At 72.0% G+C, this 13,254-nt stretch carries 13 protein-coding genes; 6 read left to right on the forward strand and 7 right to left on the reverse strand.

The genetic code is table 11. The features are described from left to right. Positions 1 to 441: 441 nt before the first annotated feature. Both BJ971_RS17390 and BJ971_RS17395 read left to right on the forward strand, forming a co-directional pair. Positions 442 to 1,326, forward strand: a complete 885-nt coding sequence (locus BJ971_RS17390; RefSeq protein WP_184994312.1) for a universal stress protein — start codon at positions 442 to 444, stop codon at positions 1,324 to 1,326. 12 nt (positions 1,327 to 1,338) lie between these two features. Further along, entirely contained in the window at positions 1,339 to 2,337 is a 999-nt protein-coding gene (locus tag BJ971_RS17395; RefSeq protein WP_184994313.1) for an Acg family FMN-binding oxidoreductase, read from the forward strand. A 75-nt stretch (positions 2,338 to 2,412) separates the two neighbouring features. Here the strand turns inward: BJ971_RS17395 and BJ971_RS17400 are convergent, their stop codons facing one another. The 4 genes from BJ971_RS17400 to BJ971_RS17410 all read right to left on the reverse strand — a co-directional run bounded on the left by BJ971_RS17400 (position 2,413) and on the right by BJ971_RS17410 (position 6,358). Beyond that, positions 2,413 to 3,474: a DUF4389 domain-containing protein gene (locus BJ971_RS17400; RefSeq protein ID WP_239087187.1), complete on the reverse strand. Its 1,062-nt coding sequence runs from the start codon at positions 3,472 to 3,474 to the stop codon at positions 2,413 to 2,415. 2 nt (positions 3,475 to 3,476) lie between these two features. Then, on the reverse strand, positions 3,477 to 3,701 hold the full coding sequence (locus tag BJ971_RS41340; protein ID WP_239087186.1) for a DUF4389 domain-containing protein: 225 nt from the start codon (positions 3,699 to 3,701) through the stop codon (positions 3,477 to 3,479). 115 nt (positions 3,702 to 3,816) lie between these two features. Next, positions 3,817 to 5,463 (reverse strand): ABC transporter permease, encoded by a 1,647-nt coding sequence (locus tag BJ971_RS17405; protein ID WP_184994314.1) that lies wholly within the window; start codon positions 5,461 to 5,463, stop codon positions 3,817 to 3,819. Beyond that, positions 5,453 to 6,358, reverse strand: a complete 906-nt coding sequence (locus tag BJ971_RS17410) for an ABC transporter ATP-binding protein (protein WP_184994315.1) — start codon at positions 6,356 to 6,358, stop codon at positions 5,453 to 5,455. Before BJ971_RS17410 ends, BJ971_RS17405 begins: the two co-directional genes overlap by 11 nt. A 141-nt stretch (positions 6,359 to 6,499) precedes the next feature. Between BJ971_RS17410 and BJ971_RS17415 the strand changes: the two genes are divergently transcribed. Then, complete coding sequence (locus BJ971_RS17415; RefSeq protein WP_260415033.1) at positions 6,500 to 7,438, forward strand: universal stress protein; 939 nt, start codon at positions 6,500 to 6,502, stop codon at positions 7,436 to 7,438. A gap of 110 nt (positions 7,439 to 7,548) precedes the next feature. On the opposite strand, the gene BJ971_RS17420 is transcribed toward BJ971_RS17415, so the two are convergent. Continuing rightward, a complete protein-coding gene (locus BJ971_RS17420) occupies positions 7,549 to 7,755 on the reverse strand; it encodes a DUF1918 domain-containing protein (protein WP_184994317.1) in 207 nt (68 codons plus the stop codon). Between the two features lie 392 nt (positions 7,756 to 8,147). Between BJ971_RS17420 and BJ971_RS17425 the strand changes: the two genes are divergently transcribed. After that, entirely contained in the window at positions 8,148 to 8,789 is a 642-nt protein-coding gene (locus BJ971_RS17425) for a response regulator (protein ID WP_184994318.1), read from the forward strand. A gap of 163 nt (positions 8,790 to 8,952) precedes the next feature. Further along, a complete protein-coding gene (locus tag BJ971_RS17430) occupies positions 8,953 to 9,912 on the forward strand; it encodes an Acg family FMN-binding oxidoreductase (RefSeq protein WP_184994319.1) in 960 nt (319 codons plus the stop codon). A gap of 79 nt (positions 9,913 to 9,991) precedes the next feature. On the opposite strand, the gene BJ971_RS17435 is transcribed toward BJ971_RS17430, so the two are convergent. Next, positions 9,992 to 10,552 carry a DoxX family membrane protein gene (locus BJ971_RS17435; RefSeq protein WP_184994320.1) on the reverse strand — a complete coding sequence of 187 codons (561 nt, stop codon included), beginning with the start codon at positions 10,550 to 10,552 and terminating at the stop codon, positions 9,992 to 9,994. 99 nt (positions 10,553 to 10,651) lie between these two features. Next, complete coding sequence (locus BJ971_RS17440) at positions 10,652 to 11,584, reverse strand: alpha/beta fold hydrolase (RefSeq protein WP_184994321.1); 933 nt, start codon at positions 11,582 to 11,584, stop codon at positions 10,652 to 10,654. A 137-nt stretch (positions 11,585 to 11,721) separates the two neighbouring features. Here BJ971_RS17440 and BJ971_RS17445 point away from each other — a divergent pair, with 137 nt between their 5' ends. Further along, on the forward strand, positions 11,722 to 13,170 hold the full coding sequence (locus BJ971_RS17445; RefSeq protein ID WP_184994322.1) for a WS/DGAT/MGAT family O-acyltransferase: 1,449 nt from the start codon (positions 11,722 to 11,724) through the stop codon (positions 13,168 to 13,170). Positions 13,171 to 13,254: the final 84 nt, after the last annotated feature.

The raw sequence follows: 13,254 nt of genomic DNA on the forward strand, positions 1-13,254 counted from the left end.
GAACTACACTCAAGTACATTTGACTATACGCTCGTATAGTCGCCTCGCAAGAGGCACTGAGGCCGACGCCCCGGCCGACCTCGCCGCCGGCCGGGTGAACGGGCCGCCGTTCTGCTGCCGTGAGATTCCTCCCCGGCCGGTGGGCCCGAGCCGAAGGGCCCGGCCGAGTAGTGCGCTGGGCCGTGGCGTACATGGCCTGACGATGGTCTTTCGCCTCTGACCGGGTCTCCGGGGTCGAGATTGGATGGACGGAGGTCTCCCGGCCGGCGGCCCGCGCGATGCCGGAGTCGACCCGGTCGTCCCTTGGCTACCGGGCCGGGAGGGCGAGGGACGTAGTGATCCGGGTGGGACCTTCGTCCGGTCCGGACGGGACGTGTCGCACTGTCGACCGGCCTCGAACGGCTCCATGCTCGAGACAAAGAAGCGTGAGAGGAGCGGTCGATGAGAACCTATCCCGTCGTCGTCGGTGCCGACGGCACCGACTCCAGCAGATCCGCGGTGCGATGGGCGGCGCGCGAGGCACACCTGCGCAACCTGCCACTCAAAGTCGCGCACGTCTTCGACTGGGAGTGGCGCGAGGCTCGGTACGACATGAGCCACGAATATCTGGGCCTGGCTCGCAAGGTCGCCGAGAACATCACCGCCGCCGCCGTTCACGATGCGCGGCTGGTGGCGGACCGGCTCGACGTGGAAGGGGAGCAGCTACTCGGCCACGCTACCGCGCGGCTGCTCGCCGAGTCCGAGACCGCCGAGCTGATGGTGCTCGGTAACCGGGGCCGTGGGGGATTCGCCAGCATGCTTCTGGGCTCGGTGAGTCAGCGGGTGGCCACCCATGCCGCGTGCCCGGTGGTCGTGGTCCGCGGCCGCGGCGACGCCGCCGAGGGGCCGGTCGTCGCAGGCGTGGACGATTCCCCGGCTGCCGACGGCGTCCTGGAAACCGCTTTCGACGCGGCCGCCCGGCGCGGTAGCGGGCTGTCCGTGGTGCGGTCGTATCTGCCCGTCATCCCGCTCTGGCTGGCCGCCGACGTCCGTCCGGCCGACGTTGACATGCCGGAGACCGACGCGGAAGAACGCGCGCGGCTGGACGAGCAGTTGGCCCCGTGGCGGGCTAAGCATCCTGAGGTACCGGTCGAGGTGTTGCTCACCCATGAGGGTGCCGCCGCCGCTCTGGTCAAGGCGTCGGCCGGGGCTCAGCTCGTGGTGGTGGGTAGTCATGGGCACGGCGGAATCACCGGGACCCTGCTGGGTTCGGCCGGCCTGCAGTTGCTGCACCACGGCGAGTGCCCGGTGTACGTCACCCGTCCGCCGGCCCGCACGCGGAAGTAGGGAAGCCCCGCCATGAACGCCAACGCCAACCTTGTCACGCGCGCCGAAGCCCGCGTGGCCCTCGAGTCGGCCGCGCGGGCGTCTCTGCGCGCGCCGTCGGTGTTCAACACCCAGCCGTGGAAGTGGCGCATCACCGGCGATATCGCCGAGCTCTCTTCTGATCCGGAGCGCCGGCTCGGTGTGACCGACGCGGAGGGGCGCCTGCTGCTGCTCAGCTGCGGTGGCGCGCTGCATCACGCGCGGGTCGCCCTGGCCGCACAGGGCTGGTGCGCGCAGGTCGACCGCCTGCCGGACGATCGGAGCCCGGACCTGCTGGCCCGGATCCGGGTGACCGGCCGTACCGCGCCGGACTCTGAAGCCGGGAGCCTGGCAGACGCGATCAGCCGCCGGCGCACCGATCGCCGGGCCTTCGGCGAACGCCGCCTGTCGGACGAGACGCTGGCGCGGCTGAGCCGGCTGGTGGAAGCGGAGGGTGCACGCCTGCACCAGGTGCCGGACGAGCGCGTCCCGGTGCTCTCCGTGGTGGTGGACCAGGCCGCCGACGTGGAGTACTTCGACCCGGCCCACCGCAGCGAGCTCACCCGCTGGACGCATCGGCCGGCGTGGACGGGCGACGGGGTGCCACCCGCCACCGCCGTGCAGACCAGCCTGCGCAGGGTGCCGTCGCGCAACTTCCTCCCGTCCGGCTCACCGGGCCTGCTCGCCGGCGCGGGTGGCGACGAGGGCGCGGCGTACGTGATTCTCTTCGGTGCCGGTGACCGCCCGCTTGACCTGCTGTGCGGCGGGGAGGCGATGTCGGCGCTGCTGCTGGGTGCGACTGCCGAGGGCGTCGCGACCGCGCCGATCAGCGAGGCCGTCGAGGTGGCCTGGCCGCGCCAGCTTCTGCGGCGGCTGCTGCCCGACGTCGGCGAACCCTTCCTGATCGTGCGGCTCGGCTACGTCGACTCCGACGAGGTGCTGCCGGTATCGCCGCGGCGCGAGGCACACGACACCATCCAGGTCGACGACTAACCTGGCCGTCCCGAGCGGGAGGCGCCCGCCGGACGGCTGACGATGGCCCGGGTGCCGGGCCATCGTCGTACCGGGCTATGAGCCGACCGCGACCGGTGGCAGCGGAGTGGGAGCCGGACCCACCGGGCCGGCGCCGGGCGGCGGCCCGCTGTGCCGGCGCCCCAGTCCCACGCCACCGAGCACGATGAGGCCCAGCGCCACGAGGCCGAGAACGAGACCCGCGGCGAGCAATCCGCCGCCGAGGGCCGACAGGTCGGGTACCTGGAGGGCCCCGCGGACATCCGCCGACACCCCCGGAGCACCGTCGGCGTTCGCTACCACCACGGCGAATTCACCGTCCACGACCTCCCACTGCAGCGTGGTCCTGCCCGATCCGGTCCCCGCGGCCAGCCAGAACGGCTGGATCGCCGGATCGTCGACGGCCCGCACGGCGCCGACCGCCCGGCGGTAGTCCGGGATGCCCGCGGTGAGGCCGACCACCTTGTCGTGCGCGGTCCCGGCCAACCATGCGTCGACTGCCTGCTGCGGAGCGATGCCGACGAAGACGGCACGCCCGTCCGGCGCGGTCGCGGTGATACGCAGCCCGCCGGCGTCGGTGAGGTTGCGCGCCCAGAGATCGGCGTCGACGATCGTGAGGTTCTCCACGGTGACCGCGGCCGTGGCGCTGGCCAGCTGAAGTGTCGGGCTGGTCACGTAACCCGCGTGATCGCGGCTCGCCCCCAGGGCCAGTAGCGCGCCGCCGCCGATCCCGAGGCCGGCCGCGGGCGCCAGCAACAGAACGCCTGCCATCAGCGCGGTGATCGGACCGGCCGCCGAGGTTCTCATCGCCTCGTCCCGGGCTGTCGCCGGCGGTCCGCCCGACTCCGCTTCCGGCTCGGCGCCGCCCTGGTCGAGGCGTAGCGGCGGGTAACGCGGTGTCAGCAGCGTCAGGTACGCGGCCACCCGCAGGTTCCACCGCGCGATGCCGACCAGCAGGTCATGCAGACCGGGCGGGTAGCGTCCGGTGAACAGCAGGGCCGCGCCGGCGATAAGGAGCGCGGCGCCGATCACGCTGACGGGTACCGCCGTGCGCGTGTCGCCGCCGCCGAAGGACCAGGTGGCCGTGCCGGCGAGCGCCAGGCGAGCAGCGGCAGCCACCGTCAGGTCCAGCGGAGGACTCCGGTGTTGTAGGCCCGGATCGAGGCCGGATACCGGCCGGTGAACAACAGGGCCAGGTAGGCCACCGCGGTGACCACCACGAGACCGGTCCAGAGGACGAACAGGGCGAGGTAGTGCGGGGCGAGCAGAAGCCACTTGACGAGCCAGAGCCAGCGGCTCAGATCCTCGTCGCGGCGCGCCTCGACCCGCACGGGGTAGCGTTTCATGACACCTCCCGAGGGTTTCCCTCAGCACATCGCGGCCGGGCGGGCCGGGGCAGTGCCGGAAGTCTCCAAGGATCGGGAAGTCAGGCCCCTGACCTGTCAGGCCACCGGACGGTCGTCAGGGTCCGGCGAGGGCGCCGCGTCGCCATCGGGCCACCAGTAGGGCGAGCACCGTCCATCCGGCGACGATGGACAGATGATTCCAGGCGATACCCGCGCCGGTGTCGCCGGATCCGGTCGCGGCGAGCAACGCCTGCAGGAGGTGGCGGAGCGGAAACACGTCGGCCACGGCGGTGAGCGGGCCGGGCAGCGGCTGATCGCCGACGACGAAGACCTCCGAGATGAAGCAGAGCGGCAGCAGCGTGCCGAGAGTGACGGCGATCAGCGAACGTGCCGACGGCATGAGAGCGGCGAGCGCCAGGCCGAGCGCGGAGAAGCACAGAGACCCGGCGCCGAGCGCGAGCAGCAGCGCCGGTACACCGCCGGCGGCGACGCTGACGCCGAGGAAGCCGATGCCGACCGCGGCGAGCACGGCGCAGGCGAGCAGCACGGTGATCAGGGTCGCGCACACCCGGCCCGCGACGTACCAGCGGAACGGCAGGGGAGTGCCGCGCAGCCGTTTGAGGACACCCGCGGAGCGGGCACCCACCACAGCCTCGGTCAGGTCCACATAGCCGACCACCGCGGCGGTGTAGGCCGCCATCCCGGCGAACAGGTACCGGGCCATCGGAAGGCCATGTACGCGGGCGTTGCCGAAGACCGTCGGCAGGAGCATCAGCAGCAGCGCCGGGAAGACGACGGCGAAGAAGACCGAGAGCGGGTCGCGGCGCAGGCCGAGCAGCGCGTACCCGATCTGGCCCCGAAGCAGCGCACCGGGCGCCCAGCGCCGGCGTTCGCGGGGCATCGTCAGCCGCGCGGGTCCGGGCCTCCGCGTGGGGGTGACCGTCGGTGGACGCGACGAGACCCGCGGCTGCCAGCCGAAGCTGCGGCGGGCGATCACCGCGCCGGCCGCCGCCCAGCCGGCGAGGACGGCGAGATGGTGCGGTGTGAAGCCGTACCCCTCGCCGGGGCGGAAGGTCTCGGCCAGGGCCTGAGCGAAGTGCTTGAGGGGCAGGACCGAGCCGGTTGCCGCCAGCCAGCGGGGGAGGTCGGCACCGACGATGAAAACGTCCGAGATGAACGCCAGCGGGATCAACAAGCCCTGGGCAAGGGTCTGTGCCGCCCCGACGGTCCGGGTCGCGGAGGCCAGCGCCAGGCCGAGCGCCGCACAGCAGGCGACTCCGAGCAGCAGCGTGACCAGCATCGCCGGCACCTTGCGCCAGGGGATTTCGACCTCGTAAGCGAGTACTCCGACGGTGGCGAGCAGGGCCACCACCGCCCCGGAGACGATCATCGAGGCGCCGATCCGGGCGGCCAGGACGGTCCACGCGGGCACGGGCGCGGCGCGCAGGCGAAGGAGCACGCCGCTCTCCCGCATGACGGCGGTGTCCACGGCGAGCATGGTGAAGGACGCCTGGGCGACGCCGAAGACGGCGAACGGCGCGACCAGGAACTGTGTCACGGCAATGCCGTCGCCGGTGACCTGGCGCCCGATGATCGACGAGACGATGACCAGGAACGCCAACGGGAACGCGAGGGTGAAGAACACGGCGATCGGGTTGCGCAGGAACGCGCGTACGGCATGGACGGTCAGCGCCGGTACCCCGGCCGGCCGGGTGTGCCGGACCGGCAGCCCGACCCGCGTGGGCACCTGCTCAACGGTCATCGTCGTGCTCCTCGGTCAGTGCGAGGTACACGTCCTCCAGCGCGGGCGGGGTGACAGCGAAGTCGGACAGGACGATCCCGTGGGCGGTCGCCCAGCCGGTCAGGCGCGAGGTGTCCGGCACCGGTGCGCGGGTGACGAGTCGCAGCCGGCCGTCGCGGAGTCGGGGCCGGGCACTCAGCTCGGGTAGGTCCGCTATGACCGCGGGTATCCGGCAGCTGATCACGGTCGGCAGGTCACTCGCGTCCCGTAGCTCTTGTGGAGTGCCCTCGGTCAGCAGCCGGCCCCCGCGCAACACCGCGACCCGGTCGGCGAGCCGTTGCGCCTCTTCCAGGTAATGCGTGGTCAGCAGGATCGTGGTGCCGAGCTCGCGCAGGTCCGCGATGAGGTCCCAGGCGTGGTGCCGGGCGGCCGGGTCGAAACCGGTGGTCGGCTCGTCGAGAAAGAGCAGGTCCGGCGCGCCGGCCAGGCCGAGCGCGAGATCGAGACGCCGCCGCTGCCCACCGGAGAGGCCCTTGACCCGGGTGGTCCGCTTTTCGCCGAGCCCGACGACATCGATCAGCTCGTCGGGTTCGTGCCGGCGCGGGTACAGGGCGGCCTGCAGGCGTACCAGCTCCCGGACGGTGAATTCCTCTTCGAACCCGGCAGACTGCAGAACGACGCCGATCCGCGCCCGGTAGGCCGCGCCGCCGGTCGCCGGGTCGTAGCCCAGCACCTCGACCGTGCCGGAGTCCCGTGTGCGGTAGCCCTCCAGTATCTCCACCGTGGTCGTCTTGCCGGCACCGTTGGGCCCGAGGAGTGCGAAGATCTCGCCCTCGTCCACCGTGAAGGTGATGCCGTCGACCGCCCGCACCGACCCGTAGGCCCGGACGAGGTCGTGTACCGCGATGGTGGCCATGTACCGAGCCTGCACCCCGTCCCACGTGCCGTCACAGCGGCGAAGGTCCCGAACCGGCGAGGCCCGATCCGGGACCTCCGGCCCGGCCGGTCGTGTCCACCGGCCGTGCCGGACCCGGCGCGTCGTGCTTAGCCTGCGAATATGCCTGGAATCGACGCGGTTACAGAGGTTCGGCCGGTAGTGGCTTGCGTGGACGGCTCGCGTACCACTCCGGCGACGGTCGATCTCGCCGCCGCGGAGGCGGTACGCCATCGGGCTCCGCTGTTGATCGCCCACGTCTGGCCGGGCAGGTACACCGGCGTCTTCCGCAGCCGCGGCGCGGTGGCCTCGCCGGCAGACGGCCGGCGCCTGCTCGACGTTTCGGCGCAGCGGGCGCAACTGGGCTCGCCGGACCTGCCCGTCAGCACCGAGCTGCTGGACGGTGGCGCCGCGGACATGCTCACGAGACTGTCGGGGCGGGCCCAGCTGATCGTCGTGGCGCACCGTGATGACGCTCTGACCCGTGTCAGCTGGGGTTCAACCGCGGCGTACCTCGCACACTACGGCGCCTGCCCGGTGCTCGTGCATCGCGGAGCAGCGCCGAGCGCGGGGCCTGTCGTAGTGGCGGCGTCCGCGCGTCCGACGGGAGCCACGACGCTCGGCTACGCCTTCGCCGAGGCCGCGATGCGGGGGAGCTCGCTCGTGGCGGTGCACATGTGGACGCGCCGGGGCAGCGAGGACGGTCCGAGGCCTGCCGTGGTGGCGGGCGGCTATTCGGTGGAGCGCCGCGAGGCCGAGCGGGCGCTGGCCGAGGCGCTGGCCGGCTGGGCCGCGCCGTACCCGCACGTTCCGATCGACCGCCTTGCCGTGCCCGACCTCGACATGGGTTACACGATCGAACGCGCCTCACAGCGTGGGCGGCTGTTGGTCGCGGGCATCGGCCGGCACGGACGCTTCGCGGAATGGTTGTACGGTTCGGCCGGTCCGAGTCGCACAGCCGTGCGGGTGGTGGCGTGCCCGGTGGTGCTGGTGCCCGGGGGGTGGCAGGCCGGAGTTCCGGTGCCGGCCTACGGTGGCCCGGTCGCGGCCGATCCAGCCTGACGTCGCCGAGCTGAACGCGAGCGCGGACGCGGCGGCATGCCAAGGGTTCGTCAGGGCGCCGGGGTCTGTAAGGGCGGTGCCCGTCCGGTATTCGTCGCGCCGGTCATGACTCACCTGCCGCGGGCCGGCACGGCGGGGTGTTCGACCCGTGCCTCCGGACCGGGAAAAATCAGCGTGGTGCGGCCGTCGTCGAGCCACCGCACCTCGTACGGTGGTCCGCCGTCGGCATGGGTGATTGCGGTGATGACGCCGATCCGGCGGAGATCGCCGAGATGGGCCGCCTCGAGGATGATTCGATCACCAATCTCAGCGATCATGGTGCGCCTCCCGTGGGTTGATGTGCCCACCGGCTGCCTGGCGGTGGTCGACCGTTTGACCGTCTTGACGACGGTGGGTCTGGCGGCTCATCGGCCGTCCGCCTCTTCTGCGGTCGTTGCGCCGTTCGGCATCCGGTGGGCTCAGGACAAGCATCGCCGGGAAGCCGCGACGTCGTCAGGGTCATATGGCCTGACCACCGCCCCCATTGCGGATCCGCGGCAGGCCTTTCGGCCCTGATCACGCGGCGTTGGGCGCCGGCCTGAGAGCATCTGGGGGTGTTGAAGAACCTCGCACCGAAGGTCCCACCGTTCTGCCGGCGGAACTAGGTGGGCCCGAGGGCGCGGGACCTTCGGCCCTTGGTGTGTAGGGCATTCGGAGGTAGGAAGGAGACATGATCCGAGTCTTTCTCCTCGACGACCACGAGGTGGTCCGCCGCGGCCTGCTCGATCTGCTGCAGGCCGACGGCGACATCGAGGTGGTCGGCGAGTCCGGCTCGGCTCAGGAGGCGACCCGCCGCATCCCCGCGCTGCGTCCCGACGTTGCCGTGCTCGACGCCCGGCTGCCCGACGGCAACGGCATCGACGTCTGCCGCGACATCCGGGCCGTCGACTCCACGATCAAGGGCCTGATCCTGACCTCGTACGAGGACGACGAGGCGCTCTTCGCGGCGATCATGGCCGGCGCCTCGGGGTACGTGCTGAAGCAGATCCGCGGCACCGACCTGGTCGACGCCGTCCGCCGGGTCGCCGCCGGGCAGTCGCTGCTCGACCCGGCCGTCACCCAGCGGGTGCTGGAACGCATCCGCAACGGCGTCGAACAGCCCCGCGAGCTGGCCTCGCTCACCGACCAGGAACGCAAGATCCTCGAGTACGTCGCCGAAGGGCTCACCAACCGCGAGATCGCCGGCCGGATGTTCCTGGCGGAGAAGACCGTCAAGAACTACGTCTCCAGCCTGCTCGCCAAGCTCGGCCTGGAGCGGCGCACCCAGGCAGCGGTGCTGGCCACCCGGCTGCTCGGCGAGCATTCAGGCTGACCTGCCCGGATGCCGGGCGTATCGCGAGTCGGTGTGCGACCGTGAGCAGGACGATCAGGCGGCGGGTGCCGTTCGCCGGGTGACGCCGGGACCTTCGGCCCTGCACGCACCCGACCGCTGCCCGGCAGTCTGATGAAGGGCGGAAAGACCGGAGGTTGCCACGATGACCGTGCTCGAGCAGGCCGCCCGCGCGTCGCTGGACGCGCCGTCGGTCTTCAACACCCAGCCGTGGACCTGGCGGATTGCCGGTGAGACTCTCGAGCTGTACCCGGACCCGGGCCGCAAGCTGGACACCACCGACCCAGAGGGGCGGCTGCTGCTGATCAGCTGCGGCGTCGCGTTGCACCATGCCCGGACGGCGCTGGCCGCCACCGGCTGGTCCGTGACCGTCGAACGGCTGCCGGAGGGCTCACCACCCGAGCCGCTGGCCCGGATCAGGCTCGGAGAAGAGAGGCCGCCGGACCCGGAGGCGCAGCGGGCGGCCGCCGCGATCCCGCTTCGCCGTACCGACCGGCGTGCGTTCGGCGATCGGGAGGTGACCGACTCCGAGCTCGCCAGGTTGCGCCGCTTGGTCGAGTCCGAGGGCGCCTACCTGCATGTGGTGCGGCCCGACCAGGTCACGATGCTGGCGATTGCGGCCGAGCTCGCCGGTGGTGCCGAGCTCGACGACCCCGCGTACCGCGCTGAACTGCGGCGGTGGACCCACCGTCCGGGTTCCACCGGCGACGGTGTGCCGCCGGAGACCGCGGTGCGACCCGAGCTGCGCCGGGTGCCGGTGCGCGACTTCACCCCCGACGGCACCGCCGGGCTCGCCGCCGGCGCCGCGCGCGATCAGGGCGCGGCGTACGTCATCGTGTTCGGCGGCGACGACCAGCCGGTGAGCCTGCTCCGTGGCGGCGAGGCGCTGTCCGCCCTGCTGTTGGCGGCGACCGCCGACGGCTTGGCTACGGCGCCGATCAGCGATGTCGTTGAGGTCGAATGGCCCCGACACCTGCTGCGCAGCCTGCTCGCCGACATCGGCCAGCCCTACCTCGTGGTCCGTCTCGGCTACGTCACGTCGCGGGATCCCCTGCCTGCGTCACCTCGTCGCCCGGCAGGCGACGCCATCATCGTCGTCAGGTAGGTGGACCACAGCGATCAGGACCTCGCCGATGGAGCAGCCGGCTGCCCGGCCGGGTGGGCCGGGCAGCGGGCGGGGTGGTTCAGATGAGCCAGCGGTTCTTCTGGACGATGGGTAGCCTGGCCCACTGGCGTCCGAGGCCCCAGGTGTGTCCGGCGTAGGTGAGTGCCAGGACGATCCCGACGACCGCGTAGATGAAGTGGTAGTCGGTGACGGGGTTGCTGGAGCCGGAGGCGAGCGGCCATTCCGCTGCCCACATCATGGCCATCATCAGGGCGAGGGCGCCGGCGGCGATGCGCAGGCCGATGCCGGCGGTCAGGGCGACGCCGATGCCGAGCAGGCCGAGCATGAACGCCCAGTTGGTCCAGGTGTCGCCGGCGATGCTGTGGAAGAAGCTCTGGAACGGGCCGACCTCGACGCTGGACAGGAAGCCTTTGGTGGGGGAGCCGCCGTTGATCCAGGCCTTGGCCGCCGGGGTGGCGTAGCCCCAGCCGAAGGTCTTGTCGAAGAATGCCCACAGGAACACGAAGCCAGTGGAGACGCGCAGCACGGCCAGCGCCTTGGCGGCGGCGTGGGTGAGCATGGAGCCGGGCGCCTCGACCTTTTCGAGGTGGGTGGTGGTGCCGTGGCCGGTGGTGGTCATCGTTTTCTCCTCTGTCGATGTCTGCACCTATGAGGCTGCCCTGTACGTCGTCGCGGCACCCGGGCCTGCCCGCCCGTCATGGTGGGTCCAAAGTCCCGACTATCGCGGGTTCGGTTCCTCGTCGGCGGGGCGCTGGTCACGGGTGATCCGTGACCACGGCGCCGACGCACGCTGCCGGGCCAGCGCGGTGATCTCGTCGGCGACGGCCGGCAGCAGTGCGGCCGGCAGGTCGTGGCCCATTCCGGGGAAGACGACCAGCTTCGCGCCGGGGATCGCGCGGGCGGTCGCCAGCCCGCCGGACAGGCGTACCAGCGGATCGGCGTCGCCGTGCACGACAAGCGCGGGCAGGCGCAGGCGGCGCAACAGGGTCCGCCGGTCCGGCGCGGACACGATCGCGGCGAGCTGCCGCAGGACGCCGTCCGGGTCGTGTGCCACGTCGAAGCCGCGTTCGGCGGCCTCCCGGATCGCGTTCTCGTCGAGCGCGTACCCCGGAGAGCCGATCACCCGGAAGATGTGCAGCAGTCGGCGTGCGGCCGCCTCGCGGGTGCGTGCCGGCGCGGTCAGCAGAGCGGGCAGGACCCGGGGGTGCGGGCGGCCGACGTGCGCCGCGGGGGTGGACGAGATGGACGTCAGCGTGCGTACCCGGTCGGGGCGGCGTCCGGCCAGAGTCTGCGCGATCATCCCACCGAGGGAGACGCCGACGACGTGGGCGCTCGCCCAGCCGAGCGCGTCCAGCACGGCGACCGCGTCGTCGGCCATGTCGGTCAGGCGGTAGCCGGACCAGCGGCGCGCGGCGAACGCCAGCGGCGACGGCCTGCCCAGGCCGGTCAGGTGGCTGGAGGCGCCGACGTCGCGGTTGTCGAACCGGGCGACCTGGAAGCCGCGGTCGACGAGCAGGCGGCGGAAGGCATCGGGCCAGAACGACATCGGCAGTCCGAGACCCATGATCAGTAGGAGTGGCTCACCGCCGCCGGTGCCCTCCACCTCGTACGCGATCTGGATGTCGCCGTGCCGCGCCGTTCCGGTGGTCATGGTTTCAAGCCTGCGCCTGCCGGGTTTTGTTCGGAACCGGGCCAGAGGCCCGGGATGCGGGACCTCTGGCTCTGGCGGCGCCGCGCGAGGCCACGAAATCGTGTGGGAGGAGCACCGCACCGCCCGAGGAGGATCCTGTGGAGTATCTCAGTCCCCTGGACGCGTCCTTTCTTGATGTGGAGGACGAGGATCCGCACGCCTCGCTGGCCATCGCCTCGATCGCCGTGCTCGACGGCCCCGCGCCGAGCCAGGCCGAGTTCGCCGAGGCGATCCGGGCCCGCCTGCCGCTGGTGCCGCGCTACCGGCAGAAGGTACGCCGGGTCCCGTTCAACCTCGGCCGGCCCGTCTGGGCCGACGACCCGGACTTCGACCTCGACTTCCACCTTCGGCGAACCGCCCTGGTGGCACCCGGCGACGATGCGGCGCTGCAACGCCTCGTCGGCCGGATCATGGCGCAGCGCCTCGACCGTGAGCGCCCCCTGTGGGAGGACTGGCTGATCGAGGGCCTGCCCGGCGGGCGCTGGGCGGTCCTGTCCAAGGTGCACCATTGCATGATCGACGGTGTCTCCGGCAACGAGCTGTACCGCCTGATCTGCGACACCGGCCCGAAACCGCGCCGTCCGGTCGCCGACAACTGGCGACCGCGTCCGGTCGGTGGCGACCTCGATCTGGCCCTCGACGCCTGCGGTCGACTTCTCCGGATTCCCTTCGAACAGACCCGGCTGCTCGCTCTGGCCGCGCGCCGGCCAGGCGAAGCCGTGGTGCGGCTGCGTGAGACGGCCCGAGGTCTTGCCGCACTGGCGCAGGGCCTCCTGCGGGCCAAGCCGACCTCGGTGTCCGGGCCGCTGGGCCTGGCCCGGCGTTACGCGGTGGCCCGCATGCCGCTGGCCGACATCACACTTGTCGCCGACGCCCACCAGGTGACCGTCAACGACGTCTACCTGGCCGCCGTCGCCGGTGCCTTCCGCCGCCTGCTGCTGTCCCGAGGCGAGGAACCGGACCCGGGCGCGATCCGAACGCTCATCCCGGTGAGCATGCGCGCCAACGACGAGCGACACCTGCTCGACAACCGGCTGGCGTCGATGCTCCTTCAACTCCCGGTCGAGATCGAGGCGCCGGCGGAGCGGCTGCGTGCGGTGCACCGTCGAGTCGCCGAACTGCGCGCCGACCACGAGGTGGAGGCCGGCGCCGCGCTGATCTCGCTGGCAGAGCAGGAACCGTTCGCGGCGGTGTCGTTCCTGATCCGCACCGCGCTGCGCCTACCGCAGCGAGCTCTCGCCACGGTGACCACCAACGTGCCCGGTCCCTCGGTGCGGCTCTACATCCTGGGCTGCCCGGTCCGCGAGATCCTGCCGTACGTCCCGATCGCCGAGCGAATGCGGATCGGCGTCTCCGTGCTCACGTATGCGGGCCAGGCTGCCTTCGGGATCACCGCCGACTTCGCCGCGGTTCCCGAGGCGGACGAATTCGCCGCGGCCGTCGTTGACGAGGTGGCGAAGCTACGCCCGACGGCCTCGCCGCGGATGAGGGCAGCGCCGAGGGCGCCGCGACGCCGTGCGACGGCCCGGATAGCGGAGCCTGCCTGAGGCACTCCCTGGCGAGGAAGGACGCTGGCGCCGGGCGTGACGTCCCGGCCGGAGGGGACCATAGACCCTGTCCGGCCCGGGCTC

The organism is Amorphoplanes digitatis (assembly GCF_014205335.1).
GTDB lineage: Bacteria > Actinomycetota > Actinomycetes > Mycobacteriales > Micromonosporaceae > Actinoplanes > Actinoplanes digitatus.